Here is a 21678-nt window from a genome sequence, read left to right on the forward strand (position 1 = left end):
GCGGGCCGTATGTGGCTGGTCGCGCAGTTCCCCGCGCCCCTGAAGGGGCGCTGATCGTTCGCCGAATCGTGCGGACGGGCGGGGCCGGGAGTGGTGCTCATCCCCGGCCCCGTCTGGATTTCCGGGCGTCGGTAGGCTGCGCGCATGATTTTCGGGCGCAGGGGGAGGGATCGGTTCCTCGAGGCTGTCGCCTGCTTCGATGCCGCCGTGCGGGAGCGGGACGGTGCCCGGCTCCAGCGTGCGTACCAACAGATGCGCCGGCGGTTCGAGGGAGCGGGGGAGCAGGAGATCGCCCAGGCGGCGCCCCGGCTGGCCGCGTTGCTGCCGGAGCTGCCCGCGGGGCCCGACACCATGGTCGCCATCGTGATCGGTGCCTGTGTCGAGCGGGGCGCGGACCCGGCCGACTGCGCGCCGGCGATCTTCCACGGGCTCGAGTGGGCACTCGGCGCCGCCGGGGAGTTCTGCGAGCGCTGGTCGGCGACGGGCGGCGGCGACTTCCCCGAGCCGGACGACGGGGATCCCGATCCCGCGGTCGTCGAACGGGTCGGCATGGAGGCGGCCCTCGGCTGGTGGCTGCTTCCGCGCTGGGAGATGGCGGCCGTCGCCCAGCTCAACCACGCCGCCGTACGGACCGGGCTGGGCGCCGGGCCGCGTGCGCGGCTGTTCCGGGCCCTGCGGACCGTGGAAGAGGCGTCCGGACACGACTTCAAGTGCCTCGCCTACGCCCTGCTCGTGCTCGACGACGAGCCGCTGGTCGTGCTGCACCGGCCGAGCGGCACCGGCTACGCGATGCGGATGAGCGGGATCGGGGACAACTTCCAGCTGCACACGCTGCTCGCCGGGGTTCTCGTCGGGGGCGGTCGGGTGGACGGCCGGGCGCCGTCCGCACAGGAGGTCGCCGTGTGCCGGGACGCGCCGGGGCGGGTGCCGACGACCGGGTCGTTCAATCTCGTGACGCCCGGCGGGGAGTGGGTGTGGAACGAGGGGACGCCCAGCGACATACCCGTGGTCGACGGCGTACGGCTGCTGGTGCTCGATCCCCCGCCGTACGAGCGGAGCTGGGCCGCCGGGCGGTTCTTCCCCCGGATGACGGGCGATCTCGTCCTGGAGCGGGTCCTCGACGCCGATGAAACCCGCACGTGGCTCGGGGGTTGCGTTCCGGCCAAGTGACCGACACCGGGACCGTTCCGTTCAGCAAGCGCACATCCGGGCTCCCGCCACCGGTCACGCGAAGGCCAGACGGCGTCGGAAGAACAGGTACGCGCAGGCCGCACCCGACCTGCCTGTCCTTCCGCTCAGGCCGAACCGGCCCGTGACCTGGAGTGAGCCATGACCGCCGTATCCGCTCTGGACACCCCTCCCCTGCCGTCCCCGTCAGCGGTCCCCACCCGCTACTCCGTCACCCTCGCCTGCGACGAAGCCGACGTCCGTGCCGCCCAGCGGCTGCGGCACGACGTGTTCGCCGGAGAGATGGGCGCCCTGCTGGCCGGCCCGCGGCCGGGGCTCGACGTCGACCCGTTCGACGCGTACTGCGACCACCTCCTCGTCCGGGAGACGCTGACCGGGGACGTGGTGGGAACCTACCGGCTGCTGCCGCCGGAGCGGGCCGCCGTCGCCGGACGGCTGTACTCCGAGGGCGAGTTCGACCTCACCAACCTCGACGCCGTCCGGCCCGGCCTCGTCGAGGTCGGCCGCTCCTGCGTCCACCCCGGCCACCGGGACGGCGCGGTCATCGGCCTCATCTGGGCGGGCATCGCCCGCTACATGCTCGACCGGGGCCACGAGTGGCTGGCCGGCTGCTGCTCGATCCCCCTCGCCGACGGCGGCACGCTCGCCTCCGCGACCTGGGACCGGGTGCGGGACAGGCACCTGGCGCCGGAGGAGTACCGGGTACGGCCGCTGCTGCCCTGGGTCCCGCAGGACGAGGCCCCGGCGGCCCGAAGGGAACTGCCGCCGCTGCTGCGCGGCTATCTGCGGCTCGGTGCCTGGGTCTGCGGCGAGCCCGCGCACGACCCCGACTTCGGTGTCGCCGACCTGTACGTGCTGCTGTCGATGCGCCGGGTCGACGCCCGCTACCTGCGGCACTTCCTCTCCCTCGTACCGGCGGCGTGACCCGGTGAGCGGGTGGCTGCCCAGCGCGCCCTGCAGCCCGCAGGCGTGTGTGGAGGCGACCGGGCCGGTCGCCGCCCTGCCCCGGGCCGCCGCGCGGTTCACGGCGGTCGTGGCCCTGGTCGCCGTCGGGGTCCTGGTGCGTCTCGTCGGCCTGCGGGTGCCGCCCGGAGTCGTGCGGCGGTGGTGCCGGTGGACCGTGCGGGCCTCGGGGGTCCGCATACGGATCTCCGGCGCCGCACCGTCCACCGGCGGGCTGCTGCTCGTCGCCAACCACGTCTCCTGGCTGGACATACCGCTGCTCGGCGCGGTGCGTCCCGCGCGGATGCTCGCCAAATCGGATATCCGGCGGTGGCCGGTGCTGGGCGCGCTCGTCGCGCGGGGCGGGACGCTGTTCATCGAGCGGGACCGGATCCGCGCGCTGCCGGAGACGGTCGCGCGCGTCGCCGAGGTCCTGCGCGGCGGCGCGGCCGTCGTCGCCTTCCCCGAGGGGAGCACCTGGTGCGGCCGCGCCCAGGGCCGCTTCCGGCGGGCCGTGTTCCAGGCCGCGCTCGACGCCGGCGTGCCCGTGCAGCCGGTCCGCCTCCGCTACCGGTTCACCGGGGGCGGGGCGAGCACCGCCCCCGCCTACGTCGGTGACGACTCGCTGCTCGCGTCGGTGTGGCGGGTGGTGTCGGCGCGCGGGGTCGTCGCCGAGGTGGACGTACGGCCCGTCATCGACCCGGCCGGCCCTCGCGACCGGCGGGCCCTGGCGGGAGCCGCGCAGACGGCGGTCGTCGACGTGGAGGCCATGGTCGAGCACGTACCGGGTCCGCGCGGCGGTTGCCGGGGCGCACGGCCGCGCTCCGCGACGGGGTCTCGGCCCCGGCCCGCACCGGCGACCGAGATCGCTTCCGCTCCGCGACCGGGGGTTGGCTGAGGTCCGTGACGGGGGCTGGTCGCGGTCTGTCGGCTGGGGGTTGGCTGAGGTCCGTGACGGGGGCTGGTCGCGGTCTGTCGGCTGGGGGTTGGCTGAGGTCCGTGACGGGGGCTGGTCGCGGTTTGTCGGCTGGGGGGCAGTCCAGGGCCGCGACATGGGCTGGTCGCGGTTTGTCGGCTGGGGGGCAGTCCAGGGCCGCGACATGGGCTCGTCCCGGTCTGTCGCCCGGGGTCGGCTGAGGTCCGTGACAGGGGCTCGTCCTGGTCTGTCGGCCGGGATCAGTTCAGGCTCGCGGCAGGGGCACGCCCCAGCCGTCCGAGCGGGATCAGCCCAGGCCCGCGATCCGGGCCAGACCCCGGTAGGACTCCAGCAGCGCCTCGCGGTCGTACGTGCTCGTCGTGACCAGGATCTCCTGGGCACCCGTCTCCTTGATCACCGACTCCAGCTCGTGCGCGACCTGCTCCTCCGTGCCGTACACCTGGCCGGTCAGCCCGGACTCGTAGAAGCCCCGCTCCTTGGCCGTCATCGTCCGCCGCTCGACCTCGTCCGCCGGGGCGAGCGGCGGGAACGTACCGTGGGTGCGGGAGTACGCCATGGCCCAGGCCTCCGGAAGGAGGACGCGGTGGGCCTGCTCCGGGGTGTCGGCCACGGCGACCGTGCCGGAGACGACGACGTACGGCTCCTCGGCCCAGGCGGACGGGCGGAACCCGGCGCGGTAGCGGTCGATGCCGCGCCGCATCCTGTCGCGGTCGCGGAGGTCGCCGATCACCATCGGCAGGCCGGCCCGCGCGGCGATCTCGGCACCCTCGCCCATGGCGAGGACGAACGGGGGTACGGCCAGGCCCTCCGGCGGGCGCGCGTGCACCCCGGTCGGGGACGTCCCGCCGAACCAGCCGAGCAGCTCGTCGAGCTGGCCCGCGAAGTCGTCGGCATCGTCCTTGTCCCGGCCCAGAGCCCGGCGTACGCCGTCCGTGAAGCCGACGGACCGGCCGAGCCCCATGTCGATCCGCCCCGGGAACAGGGACTCCAGGACGCCGAACTGCTCGGCCACGACCAGGGGGCGGTGGTTGGGGAGCATGACCCCGCCGGTGCCCACCCGGATGGTTCGCGTGGCCGCGGCGACGGCTGCGGCCAGGACGGTGGGGGCGGAGCCGGCCACGCCGGGTACGCCGTGGTGTTCCGACACCCAGAAGCGGTGGAAGCCGAGGCGCTCCGCTTGCTGGGCCAGGCGCACGGTGTCCCGGAGAGCCTCGGGGGCGGTGTGGCCCTCGCGGGTGCGGGAACGGTCGAGGACGGAGAAGCGGGTGGAGGAGAGGGCCGGGCTCATATGGGGTTCAACGTTCTGGGGGCTGGGCGATTCCCTGACGTTGCGGGCTGCGGGTCCGGTGGGGGCTGGTCGCGCAGTTCCCCGCGCCCCTGAAAAAGCCGGGGCTGCGCCCCTTGCTTTTTCGGCCCGAGAGGGCCGCAAGGCCCTTAAGGGGCGCGGGAACTGCGCGACCAGCCCCCACCGGAGCCGTGGATGGCCACCCGCCCCACACCCCTCAAACCGAACCGCGCCCGGAAGGGATCCGGACGCGGCTCGGTTCAGGTGTCGCTGGACTCGGTGTTACTTGCGGCCGATGGTGACGCCCTTCGTCTTCGCGGCCGTCTTGTTCTCGTAGACGACCGTGCCGGTGGACTTCTTCCAGATCTTGATCTTGAAGGTGTCGGGGCCGTCGGTGGCGGTGATGCGGAAGGCGTAGCCGCTCTTGCCGTTGACCGTGCCGGAGCCCTGGTAGACGGCCTTGGAACCGGTGACCACGAACCAGTCGGAGCCGGTGGAGCGGAACTTCAGCTTGGCCCGGGCGAAGTCGAGCGAGGCCTTCCCGGACGGCTTGGTGTCGCGCTTGCCGTACTTGGCGGTGAAGGAGAAGCTCGTCGTGCCGGTCAGCTTCGGGCCTGCCGGGAAGGCCCCGGCGGGCGAGGTGAAGCTGCTGATGCCCGTCGCGGAACCGGCCGGGTCGTAGACGATCAGCTCGGGGAGCGTGCTGCTCGCCGAGGCGCCGTCGTCGTCGGTGACGGTGATCACCGGGCGGAAGACGCCGGCCTTGCGGTAGGTGTGCTCGGCCTTGCAGCCACCGGCCGCGACCTTGCCGGCCGTCGGCTTGGTGCCGTCCTTCCAGTCGACCGTGCAGGTGTGCGTGTCACGGGTGCCCGGGTCGGTGAACCTGGCCGTGACCGACGTGCCCTTGCCCACCGCCACCGGGGACTTCGGGCCGGTCGCGGAGGTGATCTTCGGGGCCGCGTTGGTGACGGTCACGGTCGCCGAGTCGGTGCTCCGGCCACCGGTCAGGGTGACCTCGTAGGTGCCGTTGTCGGTGCAGGTGAGGGTGGTCTTCGCTGACTTGGCGTCCGCGAAGGCGCACGGCGCGCCCTTCTCGGTCGTCCACTTGGCGGTGCCCGCACCCGAGATCGTGCCGTTCAGCTCGATCTTGGCGCCCTCCTTGCCGGAGGCGTCCGGGCCGGCGCGGACGATGGTGACCGGGTCGATGCTCTCCAGGGTGGGCACGACCTTCTTCAGCAGGCCGTCGGCGTCGAACTCCAGCTTGTCGATGGTGGTTTCGCGGTGGGTGCCGTCACCGCCGGGGATGGCGAAGCGGTGGTAGACGATGTACCAGTCGTCGGTGTTCGGGACGTGGACCACCGAGTGGTGGCCGGGGCCCTTGATGCCGAGCGAGAGGTCCTTCTCCAGGACCACGCCCTGCTTGGTCCAGGGCCCGGTGGGCGAGGAGCCGGTGGCGTAGGCGACGCGGTAGTTCTCGTCACGTGTGTCGTTCTCCGACCACATGAAGTAGTAGGTGCCGTTGCGCTTGATGACGAAGGTGCCCTCGTTGTAGCCGCTCGGGGTGATGTCGGTGACCTTGGAGGCGTCGAAGGAGACCATGTCGTCGTTCAGCGGCACGACGTACGCCCTGCCGTTGCCCCAGTAGAGGTACGTCTTGCCGTCGTCGTCGGTGAAGACCGCCGGGTCGATCATCTGGCCGCTGTACGCGCCCGCCTTGAGCAGCGGCTTGCCCAGGGCGTCCGTGAACGGGCCGGTGGGGGAGTCGGAGACCGCGACACCGATGTTCGCGTCGGCGCAGAAGTAGAAGTAGTACTTGCCGTTCCGCTCCTCCATCGCCGGCGCCCAGGCCCTGCTGTCCGCCCAGGAGACGTCCGGACCGAGGTCCAGGATGACGCCGTGGTCCTTCCAGTGGACCAGGTCGGTCGAGGAGTACGCCTTGAACTGCGTACCGCTCCAGCCCTCGAAGCCGTCGGTGGTCGGGTAGATGTAGAAGGTGTCACCGAAGCGGACGATGTTCGGGTCCGCGTTGAGGCCGGGGATGACCGGGCTCTTCAGTTCCCGCGCCGACACCGTCCAGGTGCGCTTCTTCCCGTCCGAACCGGTGACCTCGTACGTCACCGGCTTGCTGAAGTCCTGCACGCTGCCGGAGGCGGGGCTGATCGCCGCGCCGTGGGCGAGGGTGAACTCCGGTGCCAGCTTGGTGAGATCCGTGCCCGGCTTCATCGGCAGGGTGATCCGGCTGTCGGCGTCGCCGATGATCGCGTCGGTCTTCAGGTCCGGGTGGGTGACCTTCGCGATGCCCGTGGTGTTGCCGCTGATCTCCAGGACCTCGGCGGCCGTCAGGGCCCGGTTGTAGATCCGGAAGTCGTCGACCTCACCGCCGAAGTACGGGTCGGGGGAGTACATGGACCGGCCGATGTAGCCGCTGTAGTCCTTGTTCGCGTCGTACAGCTCGGACGGCTTGACGACGACGTCGGTCGCGCGGGACACCTCGATGCCGTCCGCGTAGAGGACCGCGGTCTTGGAGCCGGCGTCGATGGTGACGGTGACGTGCTTCCACTCGCCGACGGGGAGCCGCGCCCCCGACAGCTTCTTCTCCGCGCCCCAACTCGCCGCCGTGATGGCCGAGTAGAGGGACGAGGAACCGTTGGACGGGCTGGCGAAAAGGTACTTGTCGCTGTCGGGGCCGAGGCCGAACAGCCACTGCCAGTTGTCGCCGCCCTTCCACTTCGCGTACGTGGCGACGGTGATGCTGTCGGCGTTCTTCAGCACGCCGTTCGGGATCTTGACGTACGGGGAGGTCGAGCTGCTGGAGCCGCCGGACATCTTGAACGAGCCGCCGTCGACGCCGGTGCCGAAGTCGGGCGTACGGACGTAGGTGCCGTGGTAGCCGTGGCCGCTGGAGTCACGGGCGATGTTGCCGCCGGTCTCTTCGAAGCCGTAGTGCAGGAGCAGGTCGGCCGGGACGTCCGGGCCCTCGGCGGAGACCGTGACCTCCGCGGTGACCTCGATCGCCGCGTCGCCCGGCAGGTCGCCCTTCACCGTGAAGGTGCCGGCCTGCGCGTACTGCGAGGCGTCCACGTCCTCCCAGGTGACGGCGACGGGCCGCTTGGCGCCGTCCGCGAACTCCGCGATGACGGTGGCCGGCAGGACCGGGGCGTCACCGATGCGCGTCTCGACCTTCGTGTCCTCGACGCTCGTGACGATCTGGTCCGGCTGGTAGGTCTGCAGCAGCCGGTCGTACTCGGCCTGGGTGACCGGGAGCACGGTGCCGTGCCGGGGCTTGGACGGCAGGTCGTAGTCGCTGGACGGGGTCCAGACGCCGGAGGCCAGGTCGGTCGTCTCGAAGGGGATGTAGCCGCGACCGCCGAACTCGTCGAGGAACGCGTACCACTTCTCCTCGGTGTTCGACTTGAACACCAGCGGCCCCTCGGCCGCGCTCATCTCGCCCTTGCCGATGCCCTCGGCGACCGCGGTCCAGGAGAGGCTGCGCAGCGAGTCGCTCTTCTCCTCGAAGATGAACTTGCTGTTGGGCGTGGAGGACGTGTTGTTCCGCTCGTCCTTGGAGAGACGGAAGTACTCGCCGTCGTGCTGGATGACCGTGGAGTCGATGACCGAGTAGCCGCGGTCGACCCAGACCTTCGGCTCGCTGAAGGTGTAGAAGTCACGGGTCGTCGCGTACATCATGCGGTTGTACGTGTCGCCGGAGTGCGCCTCGTTGTCGTACAGCTTCGACGCCCAGAAGACGACGTACTCGCCGAGCTGCTCGTCGTAGTACGCCTCGGGGGCCCAGGTGTTGCCCGCCGAGTCGGGGGAGACCTTCACCAGGCGCTGGTTGGTCCAGTTCACCAGGTCGGTGGACTCCCAGACCATGATGGACTTGCTGCCGGTGCGCTGGGAGGCGTCCCAGTCGCCGTTGCCGTAGATCCTCAGGTCGGTGGCGATCTGGTAGAACTTGTCGCCCTCGGGGGAGCGGATGATGAACGGGTCGCGCAGGCCCTTCTCACCGAGCGTGGAGGTCAGGACGGGCTTGCCGTCGTTCAACTCCCGCCACTTCAGCGGGTCGTTGCCCTTGCTCAGGGCCGCGTAGAGCTGCTCGCCGTCCGAGGTGCCCTCGCCGGTGAAGTAGCTGAACATGTAGCCCTTGTAGGCCTGCTTCGCGGGCAGTTCGGGCACCTTCGCGGTGAAGTCGCGGGTGGTCTTCGCGTCGCCCTTGGTGACGGTCGCGGTCAGCTCGACGGTCGTGGCGCCGTCGCCGTGCGCGGGACGGTGGACCTCGCCCTCGGCGGAGACGACGTCCGCGTTCGCGGAGGACCAGGAGACCTCGGTGCCGAAGTCGCCGTCGGTCGGGAGCGTGAGGTTGCCGCGGGCGTCGTCGAGGTTGTGCACGGTCAGTGCCTCGGCGGCCTGCTTGACGGCGGTCGTGTCGTCGAAGGCGGGCAGGACCGTGACCTCGAAGGTCTTGGTGGCGCTCGCGGTGCCCTTCTTCAGGGTCGCCGTCAGCGTGGCGTGGCCGTCCGGCTCACCGGCGGCGGGGCGGGTCACCGCGCCGGAGTCCGAGACCACGTCGGTGTTGTCGCTCTCCCAGCTGATGGACGAACCGCCGGCCGTGCCGGTCTTCGGCAGGTCCAGGTCGGTGGTCACCGCGCTGGTGTCGCCCAGGGTGAGGGCCGCCTTGTCGGCGGCGACGCCCTCCTCGGCGATGGGGAGCGAGAGCTGCTCGACCTCGGAACCGGCGAGGGCGCGGTCGTAGACCCGGAAGTCACGGATCTTGCCCTTGAAGAGCTTGTCGCTGGTGTAGACCGACTTGCCCAGGTAGTTGGCGGTCGTGGTGCCCGAGCCGATGGAGCCCGGGGTGATGCTGACCGACGTGTTGCGGCCGACCTCCACGCCGTCCTCGTACAGCACGCCCGTGGTGCCGGTCTGGGTGTAGGTGAGCTGCTTCCACACCGAGCGGGTCAAGTTGTGCGAGTCGGAGGGCCGGGTGTTCTGCTCGGTCGACCAGTTGCCGGACGCGATGGAGGTGCGCAGCGAGTTGCCGGTGGCGAAGAGGTAGCCGTTGCCCGCGCCGCCGCTGGTGTTGCCGAAGCCGTAGATGAAGTACGGGCCGGTCTGCGACTCGTCCATCAGCACGTCCATGGAGACGCTGATCGAGTCCATGCCCTTCATGACGTCGTTCGGCACCTTGACGTAGGTGTCCGAACCGTTGAAGGCGAGACCCTGGCCGTTGCCCGTCCAGCCGGCCGTGCCGTTCAGCGTGCCGTCCCGGCCGTTGCCGGAGGCGTCGGCGACCGTGGTGCCGGAGGCGGCGTCGAGTTTGTACCAGAGCGCCAGACCGGCGGTGAGGTCGGCGCTGTCCGCGGCGGCCGGCGCGGCGGGCCCGGCGAGGCCCAGAAGAAGTGACGCGGCTGTCAGTCCGGCGAGCGGACCCGCCCAGCGTCTCGCGCGGCCGCGCAGACGTTCTATGTACGTCATATCGAGTTATCCCTGCTGAGAGCACGGCTGATGAAGAGGTGGCGAAGGCAAGGGGAAAGCAAGGGGGAGGGGGGTCGAAAAGGGGCGGGAGCCCTCGCCCCGGGCTTCCCGCTGTTTCCACCATGTGACGTCGTGTTGCGAGAGTGTCAATCGGCGTGTGGTGAGGCGTCAAGAGGTTTCGAACAATGTCCGACAGGTCGAACGCGAACCCCCGTTCCCAGAGGGAACGGGGGCTTCGTCGTGGCCTGACGGGGCGTCGACGTGCCGCCCCTCCATGTCCTGCCGCCCGGCTCACTCGGCCGGGGTGCGCTCCACGGGGCGTATCAGCTCCCAGGTGTCCACCGCGAAGTCCCGCTTCATGCCGTGCCGTTCGTAGAGAGCGAGGGCGCCGCTGCTGTTGTCGGTGTCGACGCCGAGGCCGACGCGGTCGCGGCCCAGCGCCGCGTAGTGACCGAAGGCGTGCCGGAGCAGCAGGCTCCCGAGGCCCCGGCCGCGGGCCTCGCTCAGGACGCCGATGCTGGCGATCCAGGCCATGGCGGAACGGTCGTTGCGGGACCGCAGGGCCGCCACGTCACCGAGACCGTCGACGTGGGCGATCCAGATCAGCGACCAGTCGACGTGTGCGGCGTCGATGTCGTCCAGCCACTGTGCGTACGTACGCGGCTGGAAGTCGAAGTGGTCGGCGAAGGCCGTCTGGAGCAGGGCATGGGCCTGCCTGCGGTCCGCTTCGGCGGCACAGGTGCGCAGGGTCACGCCGGGCGGGAGCACCGGCAGAGGCTCGGTGGGGGAGAGCGGGCGGGCCATGACGTTGTAGCGGCGGACCGTGCGCCAGCCGCGCCCGCGCAACGCGTCGAGGTCCATGGTCGGCGCGATGTTGAGGTGCATGTGCACGACGGCCCGGTCCGCCCCGTTGGCCGCCGCGCGCTCCGCGGCCCGGGCCTCCATCAGGTCGAACAGGTGCAGCGCGCCGAGCGGTTGACCGGGCAGGGTGTAGTGGTCCATGTCGATGCGCTCGCCGCCGGACTCGTCCCACTGCAGCCCGTACGCCACGAGCCGGTCCCCGTCGAACAGCAGCCAGGAGTCCTGCTCCAGGTCCGCCTCGGGGTGCTTCAGATCGGCCTGCACCTCGCCCAGCTCGGTCTCGGCGCGGCCGATCTCCAGGACGTCGATCTCGTTGAGCAGCGCGCACACCGCCTCCGCGTCGTCGAGCGTCGCCGGGCGCACGGTCTGGCCGGGCGGCAGGGGGGTGGTGTGCGTCGTCGTCATGGGGTCACTGTCACGGGGCGGGGGTGGGGACCGCAACGGGATTTCGGGGCGGTCGGCGGGTGGCACCACGGCGGGCTGGTGGGATCGCGGCGGGCAGGTGGCACGGCGGTGGGGCGGTGGGGCCGTAGCACCTGGGCGGTGGGGCCGCACCAGGTGGGTGGGGCCGTAGCACCCGGGCGGTGGGGCCGCGCCCGGTGGGTGGGGCCGTAGCACCCGGGCGGTGGGGCCGTACCCGGGCGGTGGGGCCGTACCCGGTGGGTGGGGCCGTACCCGGTGGGTGGGGCCGTACCCGGTGGGTCGGGTCGCAGCCGGTCGGTGGGATCGGGGGTCACCCGTCGCGGTACCACGCCCGGTACGCGGCCACGGCGGTCGGCAGCGTCGGGAAGAGCAGGTCTTCGCCGACCGACTCGGCGAGGCCGTACGCCTCCAACTCGTCGAGCAGGTCCTGTTTCACACGGGCGAGGGCGAAGACGATGCCGCGACGGGTCAGTTCGCGGCGGAGTTCCTCGACCGCGTCGAGGGCGGTGATGTCGACCTCGACGTTGGCCTCGGCGTTGAGCAGGAACCAGCGCACCGTCTCCCCCCTCTCCTCCTGTTCGTCCACGGCGGCGACGGCGCGGCGGCGGAAGTCCTCCGCGTTGGCGAAGAAGAGCGGGGAGTCGTAGCGGTAGACGAGGAGCCCGGGGATCGTCCGGGCCTCCGGGTAGTCGTCGACGTCGTGCATGCCGGCCACACCCGGCACCAGTCCCTCCACGGCGTCATGGGGACGGGCCACCCTGGTCAGCAGCTCGGCCACCGACAGACCGACGGCGACCAGGACGCCGTACAGGATGCCCCAGGCCAGCACGCCGGCCAGACAGCCGACCGCGAGGAGCAGCTCCCGGTGCCGGAACGTGGCCAGTCGGCGGAAGCCGGCCAGGTCGACCATGCGGGCGGCGGCGTAGACGACGATCGCGCCCAGCACGGCCGACGGGGTGCGGTTCAGCAGCGAGCCGAGGAAGAGCAGTACGGCGAGGACCGCCACGCCGGAGACGAGCGCGTACACCTGGCTGCGGGCGCCCGCCGAGGCGGCCAGCGCGGTTCGGCTGGCGCTGCTGCTGACCGGCATGCCGTGCAGCACCCCGGCGCCCAGGTTGGCGGCGCCCAGCGCCAGGAACTCCTGGTTCGGGTCGAACCCCGGGCCCTTGTCGGCGCGGTCGGCGAACGCGCGGGCGGTCAGGACGACGTCCGTGTAGCTGACGAGCAGGACCCCCAGGGCGGGCAGCAGCAACGACGGCAGCTCGGTCAGGTCCGGCACGGCGAAGCCCGGCAGGCCGGACGGGATCGCGCCGATCACGTCGATGCCGTACCGGTCGTCGAGGTCGAGGACGACGACGGCGGTCGTACCGAGGACGACGGCGAGGAGAGGGCCGGGGAGAGCGCCGGAGAGGCGGGGCACGAGAAAGAGGAACGCGATCGCGACCGCCGAGAACACGACGGTGGCCGGGCGGGCGTCGTCGAGGTGCCGGAGGAAGGACCACAGCTTCGGGAAGAACTCCGAGCCGGACGCCTCGACCCCCGCGAGCTTCGGCAGCTGATCCATGACCATGATGAGTGCCAGGCCGGCCAGATATCCGATCAGGACCGGGCGGGAGAGCAGCTCGGCGACGAAACCGAGTCGCAGCGCGCGGGCCAGGAGACCGAGCAGGCCGACGGCGATGGCGAGGACGGCGGCGAGGACGGCGTAGCGGTGCGGGTCCCCTGCCGCGAGCGGGCCGATCACCGCCGCCGTCATCAGGGCGGCCGTCGACTCCGGGCCGACCGACAGGAGGCGGGAGGAGCCCAGGAGGGGGTACAGGGCGAGGGCGGGCAGCATCGTCCAGAGGCCGGTCACGGGCGGCAGCCCGGCGACGACGGCGTACGCCATGACCTGCGGGACGAGGTACGCGGCGACCGTCGCGCCGGCGAGCAGGTCTCCGCGTAGCCATGAGCGTCGATAGCCAAGGAGCGTGGCGAGGCCCGGGAGAAGGCGGCGCCATGCCGCTGTGCGCTCGGCGGGGGCGTCGGCCATGCGTCTCCCTTCGGCCCGGGGATCTCAGGATCTACCGCGGGTGGGGGGAACGCGACGGGGGTGGCGGGGCGGTGGCGGGGCGGTGGCGGTGGCCGTGGGGCCGATCGGCCGGGGTGCGGAGGTGCGCGGCGGCCTGGGCTGGGGCGGGGGCGCTCGGCGCGGCGGCCTGGGCTGGGCTGGGGGAGGGGGCGCTCACCGGCGCTGGCAGGGTGCCGCCGCGCCCACCCGTGCCGCCCAGCGGCACGATTGCCCGCAGCTACGCGACCCCTTCAGCGGCGCGGGGAACTGCGCGACCAGCCACGCACTTCCCGCGCTCGCCGAACAAACCGAGTCCCGAGCTGTTCGGCGCCCCGCACGAAAATCCAGCGGCTCGCCCATCGAGCCGTACCCCGTGCTGTTCGGCGCCCCGCACGCACACCCAAAGGTCGCCGAACGGGCCGCACCCCCGAGCGATCAGGCGCGCCCCCTCAGGACGCCACCGGCAACCCCGGCGTCCGGAACACCCGCTGCCGCGCGTCGACCGCGAAGATCTCGCAGCCCTCCCGGGACGCGGCCCACTCGATGCCCTCCGTGCCCATCGCGAACGCCGCCGTGGCCGTGGCGTCGGCCTCGGTCAGGGTCGGGGCCACCACCGTGAGGCTCAGCAAACCCGTCGCCGGGCGGCCGGTGCGGCCGTCGAGGATGTGGTCACCGCGCTCGTAGCGGGCGGAGGTCGCGACCGCGCCGTCCGTGAGGGACAGGACCGTACAGAGGCGGTCGGCCCGTTCCGGGTGCCGTACGCCCACCCGCCACGGACCGCCGGTCGCGGCCACGTCACCGCCCGCGTTGAGGCACAGCCTCTTCGCGCCCAGGTCCGTCAGCAGTTCCGCCGCCCGCTGCACGGCCCATCCCTTCACCATGGCGCAGGGGTCGAGCCCACGCCCCGGCAGCCGTACGTCGAACGCGCCACCCGTCGCCACCCGGTACTCCTCGCAGAGGGCCAGCACCTCGGCCAGGTCCCGGCCGACCTCGTCCGGTGCCAGCTCACCCCGGTCCAGCCGTGACACCTCGCTGTCGGCGCGGAACGGGCTGAACCGCGCGTCGACCTCGCGCAGCCAGTCGAACGCGGGCTCCGCGGCCTCGGCCGTCATCGCCCCGTTCTCGCCGTCCTCGACGAGCAGCGAGATGGGGAACCCCATGATGTGTTCGACGCGGCGCACCGGATCAGGCCTTCGCGTCGAGCGCGGCCTGGAGGGACTCCCGGTAGCCGTCGCTGGTGATCGTGGCGCCCGAGACCGTGTCGATGTCGGCGCTCTGCGCCGCCAGGGTCTCCTTGATCAGCACCGGGACGGCCGCCTCGGTCTGCGGGTGGTTCGGCTGCTTCAGCATCTCCACGGCGGTGATGTCGTCGCCCTCGAAGGTCACCTGGACCTGGACGTCACCCTTGGAGGTGCCGACCGTCGAGCCCGCGACGGTCCGGCTCGCGCTCTCCGCCGAGGACTCGGAGTCGGACGCGGAGTCGGAGCTGGACGCGGAGTCGGAGTCGGAGTCGGACGAGGACGCCGACTTCTCGTTCTCGTCGAGGGCGGCCTGCAGCGACTCCCGGTAGGCGTCGCTGGTGATCGTGGCGCCCGAGACCGTGTCGATGTCGGCGCTCTGCGCCTCCAGCGTCTCCTCGATCAGTACCGGCACGGCGGCCTCGGTCTGAGGGTGGTCCGGCTGCTGGAGCATCCTGACGGCGGTGATCTTCTCACCCTGGAAGGTCGCCTGGACCTGGACGGGCCCCTTCTCGGTGTCGATCGTCGGGCCCGAGACCACGGTGGAGCCCGCCGCGGCGGACGGGGCCGACTCGGCCGTCGCCGTCGTGGACGTCGTGTCGGTCGAGGGCGCGTAGCGCCAGACGGGGACCAGCGCGGCGGCGCTCAGGACCAGGGCGGGTATCGCTCGTTTCACAGTGCTTTCCTCGTGTCCCGGTGTCCCTCAGCCGGCCAGGCTGAAGCGTTCGAAGTGGATCTGCGGCTTGGGCACGTCCAGCTCGCGCAGGCTGCCCAGGACCGCGTTCATCATCGGCGGCGGCCCGCACAGGAACACGTCCCGGTCGGTGATGTCCGGCACCATGCGCTGCAGCTCGCGCGGTGCCAGCAGGTCGGGGCTGGCGGGGCCGGAGACCAGGTGCAGTTCGGCGCCCTTGTCGAAGGCGAGCTGCTGGAGCTCGTTGTAGAGGACCGCGTCCTGCTCGGCGGCCACCCGGTAGATGACCACGGCGTGCCCCTCGATCTCCTCCAGCAGGGCCCGGATGGGGGTGACGCCGACGCCGCCCGCGATGAGCACGGACTCCGGCCGGGTGCGGTGCATCGCGGTGAACGCGCCGTACGGACCCTCGGCGAAGACGCGGGTGCCGACCTTCACGTGGCGCAGGGCGGCGGAGCCCTCGCCGGCCGCCTTCGCGGTCAGCCGCAGCTGCTTGCCGTCCGGCGCGGCCGACAGCGAGAACGGGTTGGCCTGCCACCAGCGGTCCCGGGTGAGGAAGCGCCACAGGAAGAACTGGCCGGCCCGGGCAGGCATCCGGTGCAGGTCACGGCCGGTCATGTAGATCGAGACGACGTTGTCGGCCTCGGGGACGACCGCCGTGACGCGGAGCTGGTGACGCCAGTTGCGCCACAGCGGGAGCACCAGCCGGCCCACGAAGACGGAGGCCAGGGCCACGCCCCACAGCACGTACCAGTACGCCGTCGCGGTCTCCGACGAGGCGAACGACGTACCCGCCGCGACCTGGTGCGTGAAGGCCAGCACCACCGCGACGTAGGTGTACAGGTGGATGAAGTGCCAGGTCTCGTAGGCGAGCCTGCGCCGGGCGAAGCGGGCCGAGACCACGCCGATCACGATGATGATGCCGAGCGCGACGATCGCGCGCAGCACGCCCTCGACGGTCTCGGCGAGGTCGACCAGCTGGCTGAGCGGGTCCATGTCCGAGGACTGGGCGTAGCCGAAGGCGATGAACACACCGTGCGCGACCAGCAGCCACAGCACGGAGAAGCCGGTCCAGCGGTGCCAGGAGGTCAGCCGGTCCATGCCGATGCGCCGGTCGAACCACGGCAGCCGGGCCACCAGCAGCAGCTGGAAGGCCATCAGCAGCCCGCCGTAGAGACCGGCCAGGCGGCCCAGCACGATGAGGGCGTTGGAGGCGAAGCCGGCCTGCACGAAGAAGAAGGTCACCACGGCCACGTTCGCCGCCAGCACCGTGTACAGACCGGTGCGGGCGACCACTTTGGGGCGCGCTCCCGAGCGGCTGACCGCCGCGGGGGGTTGTTGGAGAGTGGTCACGGGGACAGCTCCTTGATCGGGTGGGGGATACGAGCTTGTCCGGCGGGAGCTGTCGTTTTACTGTCGGACAACTTTCAAGTATTTATCGATCTGCGGCCGAGCTGTGAGCGGCTATGGCGTGAAGCGACAGGTAGCGCAGTATGAGCACGTGGAAAAAGTGCGACTTCTCGTGGTGGACGACGACCCGCCGATCGCGGACCTGGTGGCGACCGTTGCCCGCTACGAGGGCTGGGACGCCGTCACGGCGCACTCCGGTGAGGAGGCGCTCAGGCAGGCGGCCGAGTTCCATCCCGACATCGTGGTCCTGGACCTGATGCTGCCGGGCGTGGACGGCTTCGGCGTGCTCGACCGGCTGCGCCAGTCCGGGACGATGGTGCCCGTGGTGTTCCTGACCGCCCGCGACGGCGTCGCCGACCGGGTCGCCGGCCTCACCCGGGGCGGCGACGACTACCTGGTCAAGCCCTTCGCCGTGGAGGAGTTGATGGCCCGGCTGCGCACCGTGCTGCGCCGCAGCGCCGGGCCCGCCTTCCAGCGGTCCGTGCTCCAGGTGTCGGACCTGACGATGGACGAGGACACCCGCGAGGTCCGCCGGGGCGACAAGCTGCTCACCCTCACCCCCACCGAGTACGAGGTCCTGCGCTACCTCATGCGCAAGTCCCCGACCGTCCTCACCAAGGCGCAGATCCTCGACCACGTCTGGGAGTACGGCTTCGGCGGTCGCTCCAACGTGGTCGAACTGGTCGTCAGCCGGCTGCGCCGCAAGCTCGAGGACACCGGCGAACCCCTCATCCACACCGTACGGGGCTTCGGCTACGTCCTGCGGCAGGCCACCGAGTGATCGACCGACTCAAGCAGACCTACCGCGGCATGCGCCTCGGCACCCGGCTGGCCCTCGGCCTCGGCGCCCTGGCGCTCGTCGTGTTCGCCGTCGTCGGCAGCGCACTGACCGTGTACATGCGCGACTATCTGTCCGCGCAGCTCAACGAGCAGCTGAAGATCGCCCAGATCGCCCAGTCCAAGAGCATCGCGGACTACGGCACGCTCCAGGGCAAGAAGTACTACCGCTGGTACTACGCCGTGTACGACACGTCGGACGGCTCCCCGGTGCTGCGGAAGCCCGAGGACCCCGGCGACCTGCCCGAGGACATCGACGACTTCACCCTCGTCGCCAAGGCGCTCACCGTCGAGGGCACGGAGGTCACCCGCACCGAACACCTCAAGGGCCAGGGCCAGTACCGGCTGCGGGCCTGCGAGGTCGAGCCCGGCGTGGTCCTGGTCAGCGCCGCGCCCATGGACGACATCGAGGACACCGTGGGCCGGCTGATCACGATCCAGGTCGTCACCTTCGTCCTCGCCCTGATGGCGCTCGTGGTGTTCGGCCGGGCCATGCTGCGGCGCGGCCTGAAACCGCTGAGCGACATGGCGCACACCGCCCGCGGTATCACCTCGCACGACCTGACGGACTCGGCGCGGCTGCCGGTGCGCCACGACAACCGCGACGGCGGTCCCGAGGTCGAGGAACTGCGCACCGCCTTCAACACCATGCTGGAGCACATCGACGACGCGCTCGCCGTCCGTACCGAGGCCGAGCAGCGCCTGCGCCGCTTCGTCGCCGACGCCTCGCACGAACTGCGCACCCCTCTGATGTCGGTACGCGGCTACGCCGACCTCTTCCAGTACGCCGCCGCCCACAGCCCCGAGGAACGCGACAAGCACCTGGCCCGGTTGCGTGCCGAGGCCGCGCGGATGGGATACCTGCTGGACGACCTGCTGATGCTCGCCCGCCTCGACGCCGCCGACGTGGAGACCCCGCTGCGGCTGGAGGAGGCCGACCTGGTGCGGTTGGCGCTCCAGGCGGCGGACGCCTTCCGCGCGGGCCACCCAGGCCATCCGCTGACCGTGACGACCGGCTCCGACCCCGTACGGCTGCGCCTGGACCCCCTGCGCCTGCGCCAGGTCCTCGACAACCTCCTCACCAACGCGGCCGTGCACACCCCGCACGGTACGAAGGTCCGCCTGGAGGTGTCCGTCGACTCCGGCACGGCCGAGGTACGGATCACCGACTCCGGGCCCGGCATCCCGGCCGACGACCGGGAGCGCGTCTTCGACCGCTTCTACCGCGTCGACAAGGCCCGCAGCCGCGACCGGGGCGGCAGCGGGCTCGGCCTCGCCGTCGCCCGCTCCCTGGTCCGCGCCCACGGCGGCACGATCGACCTGACCAGCCACCCGGGCGCGACCACGTTCACGGTGCGATTGCCGAGGGGCGAGGGGGAGAGCGACGGCGATGGTGGGGGCGGGGCCTGAGTGCCGTCGGCAATCGCACCGTGAACGTGGCCGCGGTGTGGTGCGCAGCCGAAGCACGGTGCGGGCGCGGGCGGGACGGCGCCGCGATCATGAAGGTGGGTGCGCAGCCGAGGCGAGCGGCCCGTGTCGGCGGGCTGCGCCACCGGAGGCCGAGGGCCCGCCCCGGACTCATGGCCCCCGCCGGACTCTCCGGCACGGGGTGATCAGCGGCTCACCCCGTGCCGCGTCGCCCGCCCCGTCCGGTCGCCTAATCTGATCGGCATGGGCAAGACGGTGCGGCAGGCCGCGCGGGCCACGCTCCAGTTGGGCATCGCCGCCGCGATGGCGTTCGGCATGTACCTGTTCATCACGGTGCTGCTGGTCACCGCGATCGCCACGCTCGCCGTGGTGGGTGCCTGGATGCTGCCCGAGACCGTGACGCTGGTCCGTCGCATCGCCGGCGCGAAACGCCACCAGGTGGCGGCCTGGACCGGCCGGGCCGTCCCCGAGGCCTATCAGCCGATCGAGGGCACCCTGCGCGAACGCCTGCGCATCGCCGTCCGCGACCCCGGCACCCGCACCGACGCCCGCTGGATGCTCGCGTACTACGTCTACGGCGCCCTCTTCTTCCTCGCGGTACCCCTGTGGCCACTGGGCCTCGCCGTCGACGGCGTGTGGAGCGGACTGCTCCGCCGCGATGCCCTCGTCCTGCCGCTGATCAGCCGTCTCGCCGACCTCGACGCCCACTGGTCCGAGACGCTGCTCAAGCCCTCGCCCAGGGCCCGCCTCGCCGAACGGGTGGAGGAGCTGACGGCGACCCGCGCCGACGCGATCGCCGCCCACGGTGCCGAACTCCGCCGTATCGAACGGGACCTGCACGACGGCGCCCAGGCCCGCCTGGTCTCGCTGTCCATGCGGATCGGGCTGGCCCGGCGCGCGTACGACCGCGACCCGGAAGCCGCGCGCAGGCTGCTGCTCGACGCCCAGGACCAGGCCGAGGCCGCGCTCATCGAACTCCGCCACGTCGTACGCGGCATCCACCCGCCGATCCTCACGGACCGCGGTCTCGCCGGAGCCGTACGGGCCCTGGCGGCCAGCAGCGGCCTCGAAGTGGCCGTGGACGTGCGCGGGTTGGAGGACACCGACGGGCCGCGCCCGCCCGCCGCGGTGGAGGCCGCCGCCTACTTCGTCGTCGCCGAGGCTCTGACCAACGCCGCCAAGCACAGCGGCCGCGACCACGCCGAGGTCCGTCTCGCCCGCACGACCCGGGGCGTCCGAGTCCTGGTACGCGACGACGGCCGGGGCGGCGCCGAAGGTGGCGCCGGTACGTCCGGTCCGGCTGCCACGACGAGCGGCCCCGGCACGGCCGGTCCGGCGACGGTCACGGGCCGCCCCGGCCCCCCGGCCGTCGGCGCCCCCGCGATGGGCGGATCCGGACTCCTCGGTATGCGGCGGCGGGTCGCCGCGCTCGACGGGAGCATGGCCGTGACCAGCCCTGTCGGGGGGCCCACCGTGATCGAGGTGGAGCTGCCCTGCGTATGGTGAGCGAATCGGGATCAGCGGCCGATCCGGGGACATCGCGTACGCGGCGGTCGAAAACAGAGGTGGGACTGCCGTGCGTGTGGTGATCGCCGAGGACAACGCCCTGCTGAGAGAGGGCCTGGTCCTGCTGCTGACCTCCTCCGGACACGAGGTGGCGGCCGTCGCGGGCAGCGGCCCCGAGGTGCTCCCCGCACTGCTGGAACACCGCCCGGACGTCGCCGTCCTGGACGTCCGGATGCCGCCCGGCTTCCGTGACGAGGGGCTGCGCGCCGCCCTGGAGGCCCGCCGGGAGATTCCCGGCCTGCCGGTGCTGGTCCTCTCGCAGTACGTGGAGGAGTCGTACGCCGCCGAACTGCTCGGCGGGGGAGCGAGCGGCGTCGGCTATCTGCTCAAGGACCGGATCGGCCGGGTCGACGAGTTCCTGGACGCGCTCGACCGGGTCGCGGCCGGCGGTACCGCGCTCGACCCGGAGGTGGTCACCGAGCTGCTGTCCCGCCGCAAGGACTCACCGCTCGACTCGCTCACCCCACGCGAGCGCGAGGTGCTGAAGCTGATGGCCGAGGGACACGACAACGCCACCATCGCCAGGACCCTGGTCGTCACCGAACGCGCGGTCAGCAAGCACATCGGCAACGTCTTCCTGAAGCTCGGCCTGCCCACCAGCGACAGCGGACACCGCAGGGTGCTGGCCGTGCTGGCCTACCTGAACAACACATAGCCGCCCCGCTGGTCGCGGCGCGGACGGGGGTTCTGCTGCTCCTCGCCGGGCACGGGACGACGGCCGGCATGGTCGCCCTCGGCACGCTCGCGCTGCTCGAACACCCCGACCAGTCGGCGGAGTTGCGGAACACCGACGCCCCGAGGCGGATCGCCGCCGCCGTCGAGGAACTGCTGCGCCACCTCGACATCACGCACACCGGACGGCGCCGGGTGGCCACCGAGGACATCGAGATCGCCGGGTGGACGCCGAGGACATCAAGATCGCCGGAGAGGCGGTCCGCGCCGGGGAGGGAATCATCTTCCCCGACGATATTGGCGACCGCGACCCGGAGACCGTCACCGACCCGGACGCCGTCACCGACCGGAGGCCGTCACCGACCGGAGGCCGTCACCGACCCGGAGGCCGTCACCGACCCCGACCGGCTCGGCCTCGGCCGCGACGCCCGCCGCCACATCGACTTCGGCTTCGGCGTCCACCAGCGCCCGGGCCGGCCGCCGGCCCGCCTGGAACTTAAGGTCGTCCACGGCACCCTCACCGCCGTATCCCCACCCGCCGCCCGGCCGCCGACAGGGACCGCCTCGCGTTCAAAAACGACGGGTCGGTGTACGGCGTGTACGGGCTGCCCGTGGCCCGGTGACGACCGCGCACGCGAGGGGCCTGCCACCGGCGACCACCGGCGGCAGGCC

Annotated in this window: 14 protein-coding genes and 1 pseudogene; 8 read left to right on the top strand and 7 right to left on the bottom strand. The window is 71.9% G+C overall.

Annotated features, from left to right (window positions below):
• Nucleotides 1–144: 144 nt before the first annotated feature.
• From OG272_RS42455 to OG272_RS42465, 3 genes are all read left to right on the top strand, one after another.
• Nucleotides 145–1170, top strand: coding sequence for a hypothetical protein (locus OG272_RS42455; RefSeq protein WP_327726687.1), 1026 nt, complete (start codon nucleotides 145–147; stop codon nucleotides 1168–1170).
• A 159-nt stretch (nucleotides 1171–1329) separates the two neighbouring features.
• Nucleotides 1330–2112, top strand: a complete 783-nt coding sequence (locus OG272_RS42460; RefSeq protein ID WP_327726686.1) for a GNAT family N-acyltransferase — start codon at nucleotides 1330–1332, stop codon at nucleotides 2110–2112.
• A gap of 4 nt (nucleotides 2113–2116) precedes the next feature.
• A complete protein-coding gene (locus OG272_RS42465; RefSeq protein WP_327726685.1) occupies nucleotides 2117–3028 on the top strand; it encodes a lysophospholipid acyltransferase family protein in 912 nt (303 codons plus the stop codon).
• A 325-nt stretch (nucleotides 3029–3353) separates the two neighbouring features.
• Here the strand turns inward: OG272_RS42465 and OG272_RS42470 are convergent, their stop codons facing one another.
• The 7 genes from OG272_RS42470 to OG272_RS42500 all read right to left on the bottom strand — a co-directional run bounded on the left by OG272_RS42470 (nucleotide 3354) and on the right by OG272_RS42500 (nucleotide 16446).
• Nucleotides 3354–4355: an LLM class flavin-dependent oxidoreductase gene (locus OG272_RS42470; RefSeq protein WP_405895792.1), complete on the bottom strand. Its 1002-nt coding sequence runs from the start codon at nucleotides 4353–4355 to the stop codon at nucleotides 3354–3356.
• 279 nt (nucleotides 4356–4634) lie between these two features.
• Nucleotides 4635–9827, bottom strand: coding sequence for a family 43 glycosylhydrolase (locus OG272_RS42475; RefSeq protein WP_405895793.1), 5193 nt, complete (start codon nucleotides 9825–9827; stop codon nucleotides 4635–4637).
• A 291-nt stretch (nucleotides 9828–10118) separates the two neighbouring features.
• Nucleotides 10119–11093, bottom strand: a complete 975-nt coding sequence (locus OG272_RS42480) for a GNAT family N-acetyltransferase (RefSeq protein WP_327726682.1) — start codon at nucleotides 11091–11093, stop codon at nucleotides 10119–10121.
• 328 nt (nucleotides 11094–11421) lie between these two features.
• Entirely contained in the window at nucleotides 11422–13143 is a 1722-nt protein-coding gene (locus tag OG272_RS42485; RefSeq protein ID WP_327726681.1) for a sulfate permease, read from the bottom strand.
• Between the two features lie 467 nt (nucleotides 13144–13610).
• Nucleotides 13611–14342, bottom strand: a complete 732-nt coding sequence (locus OG272_RS42490; RefSeq protein WP_405895794.1) for an FAD:protein FMN transferase — start codon at nucleotides 14340–14342, stop codon at nucleotides 13611–13613.
• Between the two features lie 4 nt (nucleotides 14343–14346).
• On the bottom strand, nucleotides 14347–15075 hold the full coding sequence (locus OG272_RS42495) for an FMN-binding protein (protein WP_405895795.1): 729 nt from the start codon (nucleotides 15073–15075) through the stop codon (nucleotides 14347–14349).
• Between the two features lie 27 nt (nucleotides 15076–15102).
• Nucleotides 15103–16446: a ferric reductase-like transmembrane domain-containing protein gene (locus OG272_RS42500; protein ID WP_328224475.1), complete on the bottom strand. Its 1344-nt coding sequence runs from the start codon at nucleotides 16444–16446 to the stop codon at nucleotides 15103–15105.
• Nucleotides 16447–16594: 148 nt separating this feature from the next.
• On the opposite strand from OG272_RS42500, the gene OG272_RS42505 reads away from it, so the two are divergent.
• From OG272_RS42505 to OG272_RS42525, 5 genes and pseudogenes are all read left to right on the top strand, one after another.
• The gene (locus tag OG272_RS42505; RefSeq protein WP_326574403.1) at nucleotides 16595–17284 is read left to right on the top strand and encodes a response regulator transcription factor; all 690 of its coding nucleotides are present in this window, start codon (nucleotides 16595–16597) and stop codon (nucleotides 17282–17284) included.
• Entirely contained in the window at nucleotides 17281–18750 is a 1470-nt protein-coding gene (locus OG272_RS42510; RefSeq protein ID WP_326574402.1) for a HAMP domain-containing sensor histidine kinase, read from the top strand. Before OG272_RS42505 ends, OG272_RS42510 begins: the two co-directional genes overlap by 4 nt.
• A gap of 261 nt (nucleotides 18751–19011) precedes the next feature.
• The gene (locus OG272_RS42515) at nucleotides 19012–20274 is read left to right on the top strand and encodes a histidine kinase (protein WP_405895796.1); all 1263 of its coding nucleotides are present in this window, start codon (nucleotides 19012–19014) and stop codon (nucleotides 20272–20274) included.
• A gap of 70 nt (nucleotides 20275–20344) precedes the next feature.
• Entirely contained in the window at nucleotides 20345–20989 is a 645-nt protein-coding gene (locus OG272_RS42520) for a response regulator transcription factor (RefSeq protein WP_326574400.1), read from the top strand.
• Between the two features lie 14 nt (nucleotides 20990–21003).
• Nucleotides 21004–21629 (top strand): annotated as a pseudogene (locus OG272_RS42525) (hypothetical protein); the annotation flags it as partial.
• Nucleotides 21630–21678 lie beyond the last annotated feature (49 nt).

The sequence above is a fragment of the Streptomyces sp. NBC_00104 genome (assembly GCF_045160825.1).
GTDB lineage: Bacteria > Actinomycetota > Actinomycetes > Streptomycetales > Streptomycetaceae > Streptomyces.